Origin of the sequence: Aliifodinibius sp. S!AR15-10, from assembly GCF_031569985.1 — a bacterium.
Lineage (GTDB): Bacteria > Bacteroidota > Rhodothermia > Balneolales > Balneolaceae > JAMQKA01.
On the sequence record NZ_JAMQKA010000042.1, the window covers coordinates 1 to 17,819 of the forward strand.

At 46.6% G+C, this 17,819-nt stretch carries 7 protein-coding genes; all 7 read right to left on the reverse strand.

Annotated features, from left to right (window positions below; all coding sequences use genetic code 11):
- Positions 1 to 298: 298 nt before the first annotated feature.
- The 7 genes from NC796_RS20140 to NC796_RS20170 all read right to left on the reverse strand — a co-directional run bounded on the left by NC796_RS20140 (position 299) and on the right by NC796_RS20170 (position 17,790).
- Complete coding sequence (locus NC796_RS20140) at positions 299 to 2,755, reverse strand: ABC transporter permease (RefSeq protein WP_310687188.1); 2,457 nt, start codon at positions 2,753 to 2,755, stop codon at positions 299 to 301.
- 87 nt (positions 2,756 to 2,842) lie between these two features.
- Complete coding sequence (locus tag NC796_RS20145) at positions 2,843 to 5,230, reverse strand: ABC transporter permease (RefSeq protein WP_310687190.1); 2,388 nt, start codon at positions 5,228 to 5,230, stop codon at positions 2,843 to 2,845.
- A gap of 95 nt (positions 5,231 to 5,325) precedes the next feature.
- Positions 5,326 to 7,812, reverse strand: coding sequence for an ABC transporter permease (locus NC796_RS20150; RefSeq protein WP_310687192.1), 2,487 nt, complete (start codon positions 7,810 to 7,812; stop codon positions 5,326 to 5,328).
- Between the two features lie 54 nt (positions 7,813 to 7,866).
- Entirely contained in the window at positions 7,867 to 10,248 is a 2,382-nt protein-coding gene (locus tag NC796_RS20155) for an FtsX-like permease family protein (RefSeq protein ID WP_310687194.1), read from the reverse strand.
- An 85-nt stretch (positions 10,249 to 10,333) separates the two neighbouring features.
- Positions 10,334 to 12,724 carry an ABC transporter permease gene (locus NC796_RS20160; protein ID WP_310687195.1) on the reverse strand — a complete coding sequence of 797 codons (2,391 nt, stop codon included), beginning with the start codon at positions 12,722 to 12,724 and terminating at the stop codon, positions 10,334 to 10,336.
- Positions 12,725 to 12,984: 260 nt separating this feature from the next.
- Entirely contained in the window at positions 12,985 to 15,336 is a 2,352-nt protein-coding gene (locus NC796_RS20165) for an ABC transporter permease (protein ID WP_310687197.1), read from the reverse strand.
- A gap of 69 nt (positions 15,337 to 15,405) precedes the next feature.
- Positions 15,406 to 17,790 carry an ABC transporter permease gene (locus tag NC796_RS20170; protein ID WP_310687198.1) on the reverse strand — a complete coding sequence of 795 codons (2,385 nt, stop codon included), beginning with the start codon at positions 17,788 to 17,790 and terminating at the stop codon, positions 15,406 to 15,408.
- Between the last annotated feature and the right edge of the window lie 29 nt (positions 17,791 to 17,819).

The following is a 17,819-nucleotide window of genomic DNA, read 5'->3' on the forward strand; positions in this document are numbered from 1 at the left end:
CTGAGGCCGATATTTCGGCCTAAAACGAAAAATGCAAGGTGCATTTATGGATTATTTTGCCGGTTTTTACCTATTTGTACCCGCAAAATTAAACACGACCCAAATCGGCAGGTAATTCAAAGGCCTCGATTTACAGATTTTAAAAGGAGTATAGATGAACCATAATCAATCACAAGGACAGCTTAGTGACGCACTGCCTTCTTCATCCATTGGTATTAATTAAAGTTGTGCTAACGTGTTTACGTGTTAAAAGCAGAATCATTAACACATCCGCATGTCAACTACCTGAACACGTTAATCATTCACTTCTCAAACTCTTCACCGGATCAATAAGCGCTGCCTTGATCGATTGATAGCTCACTGTGAGCCATGCCACCACAAGTGCAATTGTCCCGGCCAGCAGGAAGACGCCGATTCCCAGCTCAACGCGGTAGGCAAAATCCTGCAGCCACTGGTTGACGGCATACCAAGAAAATGGTACCGCAATTATAAAGGCGGTCGCCACCAACTTGGTAAACTCCCTGTTGACCATGTACACAATGCTGGAAGCACTGGCTCCCAACACTTTGCGCACTCCGATCTCCTTGGTACGGCGCACCACCATCAACGCGGCCAAACCGAAAAGGCCGAGGCAGGCGATAACAATAGCCAGCGTTGAGCCAGCAGTCACGATTTTACCCAGTCGCTCCTCTTGGCGGTAACGGCTGTCAACCGCCTGGTCCAGAAAGGTGAAGTTGAAGGAGGCACTGGGGGCTACTTTTTCCCACGCACTTTGGATGGCGGCCATGGTCGCGGGCACCTCATCGGAAGCTATTTTCAGTGTGATCCTCGGTGACGGTGGAGCCTGAAAGCCGATATTGTCGATACCACTTAACAGGATTTCGGGATTGACCGCCAGGGCCAGTGGTTCCACTTCCGAGTAAAGCGATTCGTAGTTAAAATTTTCCGTAACCCCGATAATCTCGTGATTCTCAAACTGTCCCGGAAGCCGCTGCCCGATCGGGTTTTCCCAGCCAAACTCGGCCACTAATGCTTCATTTACAATAAGTGCCTGACGGCGGTCGGAAGGATTCTCTTCAGAAAAAGACCTTCCGCGGGTAATGGTAATATCCATCGCCTGCAAATAATTTTCATCCACAAAGTTGATATTCATTTCCCGTTTTCGCCCGCTGTTATCCCTGTAATCGACCGCGATCCAACCGGGCTGGGCGGGTGTAAACATGGATGAGGAAACCTCCACGACCCCGGACTGCGAAGAAAGTTCATTTTGAAGCAGCTCCTTTTTACGATGCATCCGGTCGGTTAAGGCCTGGAATCCCGTCTGTGGACTCAGCGTGGCATCGGTCTGCACAATCACAATCTGCTCTTTTTGGTATCCCAGGTCTTTTGATAGAAAATCCAATTGCCGGGTTACAATCAGTGTGCTGGAGATAAGGAAAATTGAGAGGGTAAACTGGAATACGACCATCCCTTTTCGGAAAAGACTTTTGTCGGCCTTCATACCCAGCTTCCCTTTGAGGACTTCCACGGGTCGAAACCCTGAAAGCAGTAACGCGGGATACATTCCGGCTGCTAAACTGATGGTAACAGCCAATCCAATGAAAAGGTGGACCGACTGCATCCCAAAAGAGAGGCTAAGCTCAGTACCCGACAAGCTGTTAAACATTGGGAGCATCAACTCGGCCATTATTACACCAGCAATAAGTGCCATCAGCGTCATCAGCAGCGCCTCGCCCCAGAACTGGTACATAATGTGCTGGCTCTGTGCCCCCATGGTTTTTCTTACGCCCACCTCCAGCGCGCGACGGGCAGACCGGCTGACCGAAAGCGTCATAAAATTGACACAGGCAATGATCAAAACCAGCAGTGCAATAGCTCCCAGAATATATGAGTAGGTCGGATCGCTTACAGGGGCAATACCGGTTGGGAACTCAGTATTAAGATGAATGTCGGTAAGTGGTTGCAAGCCCACGCTATAGTTGCTGTTGGCATATTCCTCCTCGCCGAGCGCTTGCCGCATCATACCCGGAAATTTGGCACTTACAGCCCCCGGATTAGCAACCCCTCTTAGCATAACGTACGTTTCCGCTGCCACATTGAACCAACTGGTGAAGGCCCGCGGAGAGAACAGCTTCCGGCTATTGGAAAAAGGAATTACCATCTCATATCTAATGCTGGAATTGGCTGCCGGCTTTTCCAACAGTCCCGCTACAGTAAACGGTTCAAACTGCTGACCCATTTTAATCAGAATCGTTTTTTGAAGCGGATCTTCATCGCCAAAATAACGTTTCGCTGCGTCGGGGGTAAGAGCAACGTGATTTGGAGTAGAAAACAACTGCCCGGAACTTCCGCTTAGAAAATCGAAATCAAAAATTTCGAAAAAGCCGGGATCCACCATATGAATCGACTGAGAGAAGGCTTGTTCCGCATCGCTGCGCTTTACCTGCTCATTGAAAAGGTAGCGCCGCGCTGCGACCTCAATCCCGGGGATATTTTGCTCTAATTTAGGCTTCAACACCAACGGGGTAACGGTATTAAAATAGACCTCTCCATCTCCGTAATCCTCTTTCACCCAGGTCCGGTAGATCCGATCGGACTCCGCATGAAACTGGTCGAAACTCCACTCATGGTGAATGTAGAGTGCTATGAGGATGCAACAGGCAATCCCCACCGCCAGACCCACGATGTTGATCAACGAAAACACCTTGTGCTTAAACAGATTTCGAAATGCTATTTTTATATAGTTTTTCAGCATAGTTCTATGTGTTTATGTGCTAACGTGTTTACGTTTGAAAAGCTGGTCCTTTAAACACATCCGCACGTTAACACCCCAAAACATTTATCATTCACTTCTTAAACTCTCCACGGGATTCGTGAGCGCTGCCCGGATAGCCTGCCAGCTGATGGTGGCAATGCTTAGCAACAGTGCCAATATCCCTGCAAATCCGAAGACACTTGCCCCTAGCTCTGTGTGATACGCAAACTTATTCAACCAGCTATTCATCACAATCCATCCAACAGGAATCGCTATCATAAAGGCGATCGCTACAAGCTTCACAAAATCAGTGGTGAGCAGCGTTAATATATCCGAGATGGAAGCACCTAAAACTTTGCGGATGCCGATCTCCCGGATTCGGGTTTCAGTAGCCAGCAATGCCAAGCCAAACAATCCCATACATGCGATAAAAATTGTTACTCCGCCACCGATGCCAAACAAACGACCGGCCCGAATCTCAGCCTTGTAACTTTGTTCAATCTGTTCATCAAGAAAACGGTACTCCATGGCCGTTTCTGGGTCGAACTGTTCATGAACTCCTTTGATCTGTTCAATGGTACCCTGAAGGTCATTCCCGGCTATTTTTATCGAGAAGAAATCGATAACTTCTACAGGATTTGCCCAGTACCCAACAACCAACGGGGCGATCTCCTGATGCATCGACTGGAAGTTGAAATCTACGAGCACACCCACAATTTTAATCGGGTCATCTGCTCCGGAAATATCCAGATAAGACCCGACAGGATTTTCTAGGCTCAGGGCTTCTGCAGCTGTTTCATTGATCAGAATGGAAAGAGAATCGACGCCCTTGTTACCGGTAAAATTTGATCCGGCTGCCAATTTCAGATCATAGAGATCCAGCATATCCTCATCAAAACTCATAAAATGCATTTGCTGATAATCTTCAGAACTGCTTTCAGGAGAACGTGAATACACATGCTCGATATTATGTCCGCCCGGTACGCGTGATGAAGTTGCAGCAGAGATCACGCCCGGAATCGTCTCCAGTTCCTGCTTCATCGCTTCAAACCGAGACCGCACGTCTCCATGATTGATATCCACGACCAGAACCTGCTCATGATCATAACCCAAATCAGCAGCTCGCAGATAATTCATCTGTTTGTATATCACCAGAGTACCAATAATGAGAACTATAGAAAGAGCAAACTGGGTTACGACCAACACTTTTCGAAGAGTCACATTTTTCCCCTTCAGATTTGTTTTGGATTTGAGAACGCGAATTGGCTGAATCAAAGCAAGATAAAAGGCTGGGTAGCTACCGGATATAACACCCAGAGTGAGCCCGATGCCAAATAGAATTCCAAGCATTCTTATTGCCGCTTCCGCATTTAGTACAAATTGCTTGCCTGTCAGTTCATTGAAGAATGGCAGACTCAACTCGATAAAGAAGTAAGAGATGACACAGGCCAGAAACGCAATGACGACTGACTCCGACAAAAACTGAACCACGAGTTGCTGTCTTTCCGCTCCGGCTGCTTTTCTAATGCCGATCTCTCGTCCCCGACGGGCGGAAAGTGCCGTCGCTAAATTCATATAATTGATACCAGCAATGAGCACAAGAAAAATTCCAATAGCGGAAAAAATTGTGATGTAAAAGATATTTCCATGAGCATTTTCAATGCCAAACTCAATATCCGCAGAACCAAAATAAATGTCGTTCAGTGGCTGCAGATAAAAATCTCGTGCATCAGGATTTGTTTCTTGTTGATTTTGAGTAAATCGGTCCAGCTTGGTCTCGAACTGGTTCAGATCTATTGATGGCTCAAGCAGCAGATATGTGTATGCGCCGTGTACACTCCAATCATTCAGATACTCCTCCCAATCGATTCCCGTATTCTCACGTGAAATCGCATAGTCAAATTGCAGGTGTGAATTTCCGGGTACATTTTCTACCACGGCCGTTACCGTTACGGGATTGATATTGTTGAACGGCAGATCTTGCCCAATCGGATTTTCATCACCAAATAAACGCTCCGCTGTTCGTTCAGAAATGACAACGGAATTTGGAACAGCTAATGGATCTTCAGCATCACCCTTCACGATCTCGAAATCAAACATTTGAAAGAATCCCGGATCGGCGAGCAGATAATTCCGATCATGAACCCGTTCACCTTCCCATATCATATCGATGTGTCCGGCCGGCTGGTAGAGCCGAACCATCTCCTGAACTTCCGGATAGGATTCTTCAAGTGTAGCTCCCAACACTGGTGCGGTCTGGCCAAAATGCCGGGAACCGTTTGGCGAGATTTCTATAATTCGATAGATCCGGTCAGAATTTGCATGAAAACTGTCGTAACTCAATTCATTATTTACATAAAGATAGAGCAGCGTAGCCCCGGTAATTCCAATAGCCAGTCCCAACACACTGATTGTGCTATAAATCTTGTTACGAATAATGTTCCGAATCGCTATTTTGATATAGTTTTTAAGCATAGTTCAATGTGTTTATGTGTTAACGTGCAAACGTGCTTACGTTTTAAAAGCTAGTCCATTAAACACATCTGCACGTCAACACCTTAGCACGTTAATTATTCACTTCTCAAACTGTTTACGGGATTCATCAGCCCCGCTTTTACTGACTGCCAGCTTACGGTTGCCAGGGCAATCAAGAGGGCAGTGCCTCCGGCTATGGCAAATATCCAAGGGCCAATTTCGATCCGGTATGCAAAATCCTGTAGCCACCTGTTCATGGCGTACCAGGCGATGGGTATGGCGATCAGAAATCCAATCATCACAAGTTTTATAAAATCCTTGCTGAGCATGCCAATAATATTGGTTACAGTTGCTCCAAACACCTTGCGAATGCCAATCTCTTTGGTGCGTTGTTGCGCTGCATAAGCTGTCAGTCCAAACAGACCAAGGCAGGCAATAAGTCCAGCCAATATCAAAAACGAGGTCATAAGATCTTGAATCCGATTTTCTGACCGGTACATCCTATCAAACTGTTGATCCATGAATTCGTAGCTAAACGGCTGCATCGGTGCATAATCACTCCAAGTGCTCCTGAGGAGGTCAAGCGCCTGTGACTCATTTCCCGGGGACACCCTGAATGCGATGTTACTTCTGTTAACACCATAGAAGAGTCCTATGGGAGCAATGTTTTGCCGGAGCGACCGAAAATGAAAGTCGCGGACCATGCCGACAATTGTAAACGACCGATAAGCCTCCGAATCTGATGGATCGTCACCGAAAGCGTATATTACTTCTCCGACAGGATCGTCGATTCCAAGGCGCCGAACAGCCGACTCGTTTAAAATTACCGGATTTTTCTGTGCATCTAACTCCTCCGAAAAATTACGCCCTTCAATAATCTCCATCCCCAGGGTCGGAATATAGTGTTTATCCACAACCCAGTTCTCCATGGTTATGGTGCTCCCTCCACTTGGCTCACGACCTTCCGGCCAGAAAGCCGTATTACTTATTCCATAGCCTTCTACCGGGAAATGACCGGTAACCGTTCCATCTTCAAAAACGGTATGGGCTAGCATTTCATCTCTGAATGTTTTCAGTCTGTAGGCGTCTCCCAGTACCCAGGCATCGTTCAAAATAAGCACCTGACCTTTCTCAAAACCGAGATCTTTGGATTGAATAAAATCCAGTTGCCTGTTGATAACAAGCAATCCCACGAGAATAATGATCGAAAGACTGAATTGAAATACAACTAAACCTTTTCTGAATAAACTATGAGACTTCCCCTCTTTGTAAACCCCTTTCAATACGGTAACCGGCTTCATGGAAGACAACATCATAGCAGGGTAGCTTCCCGCCAGTAAACCAGTTATGATTACAATTCCAATAACTGCAACAATTAGCAGTGGTTCGGAAAGATAATTGCTGGTAAAAGTCAGCCCCGCAATCTTGCTGAAAAAAGGGAGGCTCATTTCGACAAATAGAAGCGCCACAAAAAAAGCGATGAAACTCAGCATCAGGGATTCTGCCAGGAACTGCACCGTCAGTTGTTTCCGCAAAGAACCCAGCGTCTTTCGAATCCCGACCTCTTTGGCCCTGTTGGATGAACGTGCCGTAGCCAAATTCATAAAATTGATGCAAGCAAGAATCAATATAAACAGAGCCAGCCCTGAAAAAATATAGACATAGAGAATGCTGCTGTTGGCTTCAAGTTCTTCATCCAGATCGGAATATAGATGAATATCCGTCAATGGCTGAAGATAGTATTCGAGTTTATTCCCCGCCGATTCAAATTGATCGAAATCGAGATCTAAAAAACCCTTGAGTTGCGTTTCCATATAGTTTTTTTTGAAGGACTCGAATTTTTCTTCAAAGGCTTCTGGATCAGTCCCTTCACGCAGCAACAGGTAGGTGTGGAAGTTAAAGCTCCACCAATTCTGTTCAGACGCTCCCTCCAATCCTTTCATGGAGAGAAGAAAATCGTAATGAAAATGAGAGGCTTCCGGTATATCCTCAATAATGCCGGTGATCGTATAGGTGTCTTCATCACTCAATATCAATGTTTTTCCAACTGCGTCCGGGGTTCCGAAGTGTCTTTCCGCAGCAGAGGCCGTAATGACGACTGTGTAAGGATCTGTTAACGCTGTTTCCGGGTTTCCATAGATCATGGGCAGGGTAAACAGATCAAAAAATCCCGCATCTACATAGATGATATCCTCTTCGCGACGATTGCTGTTGCTTTCTGTCGACCGGACGAGAAAACTGCCGCGATCACGAAACCGAACAGCTCGCTCTACTTCCGGAAAGTCCCGTTCGAGTGTGGGGCCCATTTGGGTCGGGACCGTGGCAATTTCAAAACTGTTGTCCTCAAATTCAAAGTCGGTGGCAATACGGAAGATACGGTCCGATTTTTCATTATACTCATCGTAGGAAAGCTCATGCGTAACATACAGAAGAATAATAATGCATGTCGCTAATCCCACAGCCAACCCAGTGATGTTGATAAAAGCATATCCCCTCTCTTTTAGAAGATTGCGAAATGCTATTTTGATGTAATTTTTGAGCATTACTTCTCCTTTCAGTCGAAGGCAGAGCGGAGAGAGCATGGCGCAATGCGTTTTCTTTTCTACGCTATGCGCTCAGCTCTATGCGCTTTGCCCTTATTCACTTCTCAAGCTGTTGACCGGATTCATCAGCGCCGCTTTCACCGATTGCCAGCTTACGGTTGCCAGTGCAATCAGCAGGGCTGCACTTCCGGCGATTACGAAAACTTCAGGGCCTATCTCAATCCTGTATGCAAAATCGGCCAGCCACTGGTTCATGGCGTACCAGGCGATGGGTATGGCGATCAGAAATCCCAGCAGCACCAAGATCAAAAAATCTTTATTTAGCAGGGTTACGATATCAGCAACTGTAGCTCCCAGTGCTTTTCGGATACCTATCTCTTTCGTACGGCGACCTGCAGTAAAAACACTCAGCCCAAATAGCCCTAGACAGGATATCAATACCGCCAGCGCAGCAAAGAGATCAATCAGCTTACCGGCCCGAAGCTGTTGATTGTACAGCGCTTCGATACTTTCATCCAAAAAATGATATATAAAGGGATAGGCAGGATTAGTCTCGTTAAAAGCCCGACCTATTGTTGCCAGCGTTTCCTTGAAGTTTCCCGGAGCGATTCTGATTGAAATGAACCTCTTTAACATTTCAGGGCTGTTTCTTAACATCATCGGTTCCACCGGACTAAATGCAGACTTGAAATTGAAATCTTTTATGACTCCAATGATGTTCCCATCTTCAAATCTCTTGCCAACCGGATTGTCCATTTGCATTATTTTCGAAGCGGTCTCATTTATGAGATAATAGGACGATGTATCATTTGGATTCCGGGGGGCAAAGTTTCTTCCTGCAAGCATTTGTAATCCATACGTTTCGACAAATGACTCTTCTACCTCAAGATAGTTCATCAAAAAGTCTTGGTGTCCTGCCGCCATACCTTCCCATTCCACTCCGGAATAAGAACCTTCATGATGAATAGGTAAGCCATTGGATCTGGTGACCTCCAGCACAGAAGATTGATGCAGTAAAGCTGTTTTGAGACTTTCATATATTCCGTTATCCGCCAGATCACCCTTTAAAGGTGAATACACGATATGCTCCTGATCGAAACCCAAATCTCGATTCAAGATATAATGCATCTGCTGCCTGATAATGATGGCACCTGTTATAAGGATAACAGAAAGAGCAAACTGGCATACCACAAGTATTTTCCTTAACGGGAGATGCCCCTTCCTCAATCCTTCATTAGTGGACGGTCCTTTTAAAATCCTCTTGGTATTCAAGGCCGATAAATACAGAGCGGGGTAAATACCTGCCAACAGTCCAATAGTGAACATAAAAGCAAGTAACAGAATTACCAGGTGTTCCGGCTTCAGCAGATCCAGAGAAAGAGGAATTCCGCTTAACCCTGCGAAATACGGCATACACACCTGAGCAACGGCAAGAGCTAAAGCGGTGGAAATAAAAGCAAAGAGCATCGATTCGCCCGCCAACTGCCAAATCAATTGGGTACGGCTGGCACCCATCACCTTCCGCACTCCTATTTCCTTATTCCTCTGGAATGACCTGGCCGTACTGAGATTTACGAAATTAATGCAGGAAATAAGAATGATAATCAGTCCGATAGCGCCGAACAAGTAGATACTATGTGGGTTTCCCGTATCTGCGAAATCAGTGTTGAAATCAAAATTTGAGTACAGATGGATGTCCGTAAGCGGTTGCAGGTATAATCTCGGCTGCCACTCCGGACTCCCGATATTGTCGCTAAGTAAACCGCCAATTTTTTGCTCAAAACTATTCGGATTGACTGTCTCCCCGAGAAGGATATACGTATACATCCAGTTGTTTCCCCAGTTACTGAAGTCCCGATGGGCGTGCAGGTTTGCCATGGGCAAAAGGAAGTTAAAATTCAGGTGTGAATTCGCAGGAGGATTTTCAACCACCGCTGCAACTACAAAATCTTGTCTCCGGTCAATATTGATCACTTTGCCAACCGGGTCGCCTTCTCCAAAGTATTTTTGGGCCATCTTTTTGGTCAGAAGAATCGTCTGGGTCGAAGAGAAGAAGGATTGCAGGCTTCCGTTCAGCACCGGAAAATCAAAAAGCTTAAAAAAAGATGAATCCACGTGATAGCCGTATCCTTCCTCAAAGCTGTTATCCTGGTACTGAAAAAGGCGTTTGCTAAAAATCCTGGAGAAGGCTGTAACCTCCCGTACATCAGGGTAATCGGTTCTCAGCTTCTCAGCAAGCGGAGCAGGTGTGCTGGCTACCTGGTACAGATCGCTAGCCTGATTCTGCTCCTGAACTACGCGGTATATTCGTTCGGAATTCGGGACAAAACGATCATAACTCCATTCATGCAAAATATAAATTGCAATAATCAGTCCACAGGTAATACCCATTGTCAGGCCAATGGTATTGATGATGGAATACGTTTTATCCCTAATCAGATTCCGCCAAGCTATTTTGATGTAGTTTTTTATCATAGCAATCAGCTCTCAGCTGTCAGTTTCAGTACCCGCGCTTTTCTCTGCGCTGACTGCTGAATGCTGACGGCAGTTGGCTCGTTGATTATTCATTTCTTAAACTCTTCACAGGATTCATCAGCGCTGCCCGGATTGCTTGCCAGGCGATGGTTCCCCATGAAATCAGCAGGGTCGCAGCTATCACAATCAGGATACTTTCCAAACCGAGATTGGTGTGATATGCAAAGTTCTGCAGCCACAGGTTGACGGCGTACCAGCCCAGCGGTATTCCAATGCCAATTCCAAGGGCCACGTATGCCAGGAACTCTTTCGAAAACATGCACACAATTTCCCTGGTTCGGGCACCCAGAACTTTGCGGATGCCTATCTCCTTGGTGCGCTGCAGAATGGTGTAGGAGGCGAGTCCCAGCAGGCCCAGGCCCGCCACAAATATCGTGAGCCAGGTAAACATGGTGAGTAGCTGCGAAATAACTGCTTCTACAAGGTAAGTCTCGATGATAATATCGCTGATGTAATAAAAATGCGTAAACCGGTCGGGGAAATACTCTTTCCAACTGTTATTCAGATATTCGTTAACCTTTTCTTGGTCGGGCGCCTGCACACGAATCAGCAGGTTGCTGAGTTTTTCGGGGGAGTACTGCAGCGCCAATGGCTTGATCTGCTGCTGAAGCGACTGGTAGTTATAGTCGCTCATCACCCCTATCACCGCTACTTCCCGCACATTACCGTCACCTTCCTGTACTTCCAATATGTTGCCGACCGGGCTCTCATCCTTCCATCCCAGCTGGTCCACGGCGGTTTGATTTAAAATCACGGCCTCGGTGCTGTCGGAGGCAAGGTTTGCATCAAAATTACGCCCCTTCCTCATCTCCAACTCCATCAACGGAATGAAGTGATCATCCGTAAACAGCGTATTCATAACCATCTCCCGTCGACCTTTGGCATCACCGGCTGTGGCATATTTCACCATCGTGCCGTTGGAAATAGGCCCATCCGAAGCCAGCGAGACACTCCTGATCTGTGGATTCCTGAGGAGTTCTTCCCGGTAGCTATGGGCATCGTTATAACTGATCTCCTCCGACATATACATTCGGATCAGGTTCTCTTTGTTAAACCCGAGATCCTTTTGGTGGAGGTAGTCGATCTGCTGGTTGACTACCAGGGAACAGAGCAGCAGGAAAACGGCCAACGTGAACTGCGATACTACCAGTCCGCTGCGCAACCAGGAACGTGTGCTGCCACTCGATTTACTCTTAAAGATACGTGCCGGTTGAAATTTTGAGAGGTAGAACGCCGGGTATCCGCCGGCAACGAACGTCACAAAAAGGATTATGGCAGTGATCGATCCCCAGAAAAACAGGTTTTCCGAATAGTTGATCTGAACCTGCCACTCTGCCGTTAAGCTGTTAAAAACCGGGAGCGCCCACTCCACCAGCACCGTCGATAAAGCCACCGTTATGAGCACCAATATTCCCACTTCAAACAGGTATTGGTAAACTAGCTGTGGACGTGACGCCCCGATGACTTTTCGGATGCCCACTTCCCGGTTGCGCTTGGAGGCACGCGCCGTGGCGATGTTGATAAAGTTAATACATGAGATCACCAGGATCAGAAAGCCGATCGAAACAATGATGTAGATATAAGCTGGATTCAGCGTCAAACCATGCTCTCCCTGGATACCGGTCGTCAGGTACATTTCGGTGAACGGCTGCAGACGTGGCGCGTATTTTTCGCCGGACTCAGCATCAATATGGCGCTCAACAAATGAGGAAAGCCCGGCTTCCACGCTTGCTGGATCGACTCCCTCCTCAAGCAATAGGTAGGTGTAAATATCGTGCGACTCCCAGTCGTTAATTGTTGCAAGGTCTGACTGATCTATCCCTGTGTTGATGACCAACATGTCATAGTAGATGCTGGTATTGGGCGGGAGTTTTTTGAAGAGGCCCGTTATTTCAAAAGGTTCATCTTCGATCTCTATGACTTTTCCCACCGGATCTTCATTGCCAAACATGATTTTTGCTGTCTCCGGCGAAACTACCACTTTACCCGGCCCATCCAGGGCCGTTTCCGGATCTCCTTTCTTTAACGGCAACTCGAACACCTCGAAGAAGGTGGAATCGACGTAACTAATCCCAAAGTTAAACACATCTTCCCCGTGGCTGATGGCTCGTCCCCGGGTCAGGAAACGGACGGATTCTTCGACGCCGGGCAGTTCCTCTTCCAGCGCCGGGGCCCAGGGCCAGGGCGTCATCGCGGTAGTGACTTCGTTGCCGTCACTGGTTTGAATGCGATCGATCACCCGGTACATCCGGTCGCCGTTCTTGTGGAAGGAGTCGTAGGTGATGGCGTACTGATAGAGTAAAAGAGTGAATAGGAAAACACTTACCCCAATCGCAAGACTCACCACATTAATCGCAGTATATCCCTTCTCCTTGGCAAGATTTCGGAACGCTATTTTGAGGTAGTTCTTGAGCATATATCCGGTAATGAATTGGCAATGAACTTGTACAAATAAAGTCCATTGTTCAGTATCAGCTAATATATATCAACATCCGTACCAAAACTATAGAAAGGCGTTTATCTGGATTAAACCGGGTTTTAGTGGTGGAGTGCGTTCGATGTTATACAGCGGTGTTCGTTAGTGGACAGCGTATGATCTATTGTTGACGTGTTTATGTGTTAAAGTGTTAACGTTGAGATTTAACACACTCGCACTTCAACACCTTAACACGTTTATCATTCACTTCGCAAGCTCTCAACTGGGTTTGCAATCGCTGCACGTATGCTTTGCCAGCTGACGGTGGCTATTGCGATGACCGTAGTGGCTAATCCAGTTAAAATAAATGGTATTGTATTCACATCAATTTTGTAGGCAAAATCTTTTAACCAAAAATGGATGGTGTAGTACGCAATGGGTGTAGCAATTATGAATCCCAGTAATACCAGCTTGATGAAATCCCTACTCAACAATGTTGTCAAATCGGTAACTGTTGCCCCAAATACCTTTCTGATACCTACTTCTTTTGTTCGCTGGTGAGCGCTATAGGCAGAAAGTCCAAACAAGCCCAGGCAGGCAAGCAGTATGGCAATGCCCGAAAATCCTGCAAATATATTTGCCATCTTTAGCTCCGAATGGTAGGATTTGTCAAGCTCCTCATCCAGGAATGAATACAGTGCTGGCTCATTAACAAAGCTGTCCCACGTGGACTGTATGCGATCCAAGCCAACTGAAATATTTCCACTCCTCAACTTCACTAAAATGTGTGGTTGCGCACCCTCCCTGAATGAGAGAATCATTGGACTGATTGGCTGATAGAGTGGCAACATATGAAAATCTTCCACAATACCTACTACACGACCGCTTGCTCGGTTGACATACTGGCCGGCTGCACGTTCAACTCCTAACCACTTTGCAGCCGATTCATTAATCACTACGGCATTGGAGTCGCGGTATTCCGGACTAAAAGTACGACCACTTATAGTCTCAAGTACTAAAATATCACTGTAGCCATAACCAACATCCGCAAAAAGGATCTTTGTTATGGCACCCGTAGAATCAGCATATTGTGCTCTTGCAGAAACTGAACCCGGTACATGACCGGTAGCGACCTGCTCTACCTCAGGATAGGCAAGTAGTTTGTGGCGAAATGCCTTATACGAGTCGTTAAGCTTCTCAGCATAATTTTGGAGCACAACAATCTGATCATCATTTGTATTCAGCCTACTTTCACGCACAAATTCCATCTGTTGGTAAATCAATACTGTTATCAAAATTAAAATGATGGATGCCGTAAACTGGAATACTACGAGTACTTTCCGGAATCCCGCTCCAGTTTTTCCTGCCGCTGGATCTCCTTTGATAACTTCAGCTGGTCGAAATGACGACATTACTAAAGCACCATAACTGCCACTTAACACCCCAATAAACAACGCAAAACCCAGCAGGGTCGGAATAAGCCAGATTCTATCCAGTACCCCCAGCGTCATCTCTTTATCGACTATATCATTAAAAAATGGAAGCACCAGCTCGACAAGCAGCAGAGCAAATGCGGTGGCCATGACAGCATAAAGTCCCGACTCAACCAGAAAACGGGTCATCAGCTGACCGCGGCCCGCTCCAACGGTTTGCCGAACTCCAACTTCTCGAGCCTGCATGCCAGAACGAGCCGTGGCAATATTCATATAATTTATGATCGCAATTCCCAATACCAGGATCGCAGCCAGTATAAAGACCTGGATGTACTGCATTGGCCCGGCTTTTTGGACTGATCCATAGCCACGTGGATTCAGATGTATATCGGTGACAGGTTGTAGATATAGTGCATATTTGGATGGATCGGCTTTCTCTATTCCATGGCCAGTATCACGATACGCATTATCTTTAATAAAACCAGGTAACTTTTCCCTTAGCTGGTCAACATTAGCATTTTGATTCAATAGCACATAGGTTTTAGAAGAGTAGTAATTCCATGCTTTTCTCCCCGAAGCTTCCAGTCTTCCAATAGCTGAAAAATTAAGGTGCGTATTATGGGGTGGATCTTCAATCACAGCGGTAACGGTCTTTTCCTCGTTATTTATTGTTATTCTGTTTCCTATCACCGCAATAGATCCAAAATATTTTTCAGCCATCGATCTTGTTAGCACAACTGCTTCCGGATTGGTAAGAGCCTGAGCAAGATTGCCCATTGCAGCATTAAAAGAAAACAGCAGGAAAAAGGCGGAATCTGTCCTGATATAGCCTTCATGGAAGCTACTCATCGCATCAGTTTCAACTAACGTCCGGTCAGAGGGTCCCAAAACTCTCACAGCTTCTCTGATCTCAGGATAGGTTTCTTTAAGTGTTGGACCAATCATTTCTGGTAATATGGACTGGACCTGCATGTCTCCGCCAAATTCTTTTCCCATTTGTATCCGATAAATTCGCTCCGCATGAGTGTGAAAATCATCGTAACTGAATTCATCAAGCACATAAAAAATAATCAACAGTGATACCGCAATGCCTACCGTAAGCCCCAGAATATTCAGAAATGCGTACTCCTTCTCTATCCATAGTTTACGAAGGGCAACTTTTAAGTAGTTTTTGAGCATAGTTCAATGTGTTTAAGTGTTGATGTGTTAACGTTTCAACATGCGCACGTTAACACGTCAATACGTTTATCATTCACTCCGCAGACTCTCAACTGGGTTCACAAGCGCCACCCGGATGGATTGCCAGCTTACGGTTGCCAGGGCAATGAACACTGCCACGCTACCTGCCAGCAGGAAGATGCCGGGGCCGATCTCAATCCGGTAGGCAAAATCCTGCAGCCAGCGGTTCATAGCGTACCAGGCAATGGGGACGGCGATTGTAAAGCCGATGAGTACCAGTTTGAGAAAATCCTTGCTCAGCAGCCCTACGATCTGGGTTACCGTTGCCCCCAACACCTTTCGGATGCCGATCTCTTTCGTCCGACGCTCGGCGGTATAGGCAGAGAGCCCAAACAGTCCCAGGCAGCCTATAGCGATGGCCAAAACGGTAAAGTAGCTAAACAGGGAAGCCAGCTTATCCTCTGCCTTGTACAAGTTTTCATAGTTTTCATCCATAAAGGAGTAGACAAACGGGGTACCCGGCCCAACCTCGTCCCATACCTGCTCAATTCGATCTAGCGTTGCCCTGATGCTCTCGGACTCGACCCGGATCAGGATATTACGGGGTGCGGATATGCTGCCCATCAGCACTAGGGGCTCGATTTCCTTTTTAAGGGACTCGTAATGGAAGTCGCCCACGACTCCCACCACGGTAGGCGTAGGAGAAAAACATTCAAAAGTTTGGCCGATGGGATCGTCCTCCCATCCAAATTTTTCCATAGCGGCTTCATTGATCAGGACCGGAAAGAAGTCGTTTTCCCGTGAAAAAGACAGTCCATCAATGGATTGCCCCATCAGCAGCGGAATTTCCAGGGTCCTCAAAAAATTGGGACCGATGCCCAACATCTTGGTATCGCCACGCTGGCCGCCGGTAGGATATAAACACATAGCCATTAAATCAGTAGCCGGCAACTGAGCGCCTGTAAATGTGATATTCTTTATTGACGGGTATTGGGTTAACTGATCTCTGAATACCTGGTAGTCGGAGGCCCTTCCGTCCCCGGCGTTTACATTTACGACCTGTTCTTCATTCAATCCCAGCCGTTTGTTGTTGACATATTCGAGTTGCCGGTCAATAATCAATGTGCTCACGATCAGTACCACCGCTATGGTGAACTGGAATACAATGAGACCATTCCTGAGCAGCGATTTTTTCTTTGCACTGGCCTCCTCATTCAGGATCCGCCCCGGGTTGTGGCGGGAGAAGGCCACCGCGGGATATAACCCATTGGACAGACTGAATACCAAGGTAAACAGCAACAAGATGATATAGAATGGAGCCGGCGCATCGAAAAGGCTCAGGTCTTTACCGGTCAAGTTATTGAAAAGCGGAAGTAGTGCCTCCGACAAGCAAAAGGCCAGTACAACTGAAATAGAACAGAGAACGAATGACTCCGCCAAGAACCGGATGATAATTTGGTATTTGCTCATTCCGAGTGTTTTATGAATGCCCACTTCCCGGGCGCGGTCGGCGCTTTTGGCCATGGCAAGGTTGGCGTAGTTGATGCCAGCTATAAGCAGAATGAGCAGGGCCACACTGCTGAAAATATAGACATAACGAATATCGCTGTTGGGTTGTATCTCCCGCCTAAAATTCGAGTAAAGATGAATATCGGTAACAGGCTGAAGGGCCATTTTCATATTTTGGGCGCGCTTTCCCTGGTGCCTGGTAAGAAATTCCGGGAACTGGGCTGCCACCTCCTCTTGAGTTATTCCCTCTTGTAATTTCACATAGGTATATGTTCCAACATGGCCCCAGCTCCCAAAATCATTTTCGGGTTCCGGAGAAGTCTTACGAAGAGTTTCCAGGGAGGTTAACAGTTCAAACGTATAATGCGAGTTCTCCGGGATATCTGCTATGACGCCGGTCACTTCGTACTCCTCTTTCCCGAAAAGGCTTGTAATCCAAATGGATTTCCCTATCGGATTCTGATTTCCAAAATATCTCCGGGCCGCAGATTTCGTCAGCACCACGGTAAATGCACGATTCAATGCGGTATCCGGATTCCCGCGAATAAAGGAGAAGTTAAAAACGTCAAAAAGCGACGGATCCGTCAAAAACAAGCCATCTACATATCGCTTTTGTGTCCTCGATTCCACCAAGGATTCCGCAAACCGCTTGCTGATTCGGGTGACTTCTTCTAGTCCGGTTATTTCACGCTCCAACGTTGGTGCCAGTAGATTTGCCGTTGCCAACGACTTCGCATTAGCATCTCCATCTTTCGCGGCCTTGTACACCCTGTAAATTTGATCGGCATCTTCGTGGTAGTCGTCATAGCTCAACTCGTCATAGACAAACAAACCGATAACGATGAAGGCGCTGAGAGCAATCACCAGACCGGCTGTGTTGATCAGTGAATATGATTTGTCCCTTTTAAAATTCCGCCACGCTATTTTGATGTAGTTTTTGAACATAGAAAAATGTACTTATGTGTTGAGGTGTT

What these genes read in the sequence shown, in the direction of transcription:
- NC796_RS20140 (WP_310687188.1), bottom strand. Translation starts at nt 2,755, where the DNA reads ATGCTGAAAAACTATATAAAAATAGCATTTCGAAATCTGTTTAAGCAC.
- NC796_RS20145 (WP_310687190.1), bottom strand. Translation starts at nt 5,230, where the DNA reads ATGCTTAAAAACTATATCAAAATAGCGATTCGGAACATTATTCGTAAC.
- NC796_RS20150 (WP_310687192.1), bottom strand. Translation starts at nt 7,812, where the DNA reads ATGCTCTCTCCGCTCTGCCTTCGACTGAAAGGAGAAGTAATGCTCAAA.
- NC796_RS20155 (WP_310687194.1), bottom strand. Translation starts at nt 10,248, where the DNA reads ATGATAAAAAACTACATCAAAATAGCTTGGCGGAATCTGATTAGGGAT.
- NC796_RS20160 (WP_310687195.1), bottom strand. Translation starts at nt 12,724, where the DNA reads ATGCTCAAGAACTACCTCAAAATAGCGTTCCGAAATCTTGCCAAGGAG.
- NC796_RS20165 (WP_310687197.1), bottom strand. Translation starts at nt 15,336, where the DNA reads ATGCTCAAAAACTACTTAAAAGTTGCCCTTCGTAAACTATGGATAGAG.
- NC796_RS20170 (WP_310687198.1), bottom strand. Translation starts at nt 17,790, where the DNA reads ATGTTCAAAAACTACATCAAAATAGCGTGGCGGAATTTTAAAAGGGAC.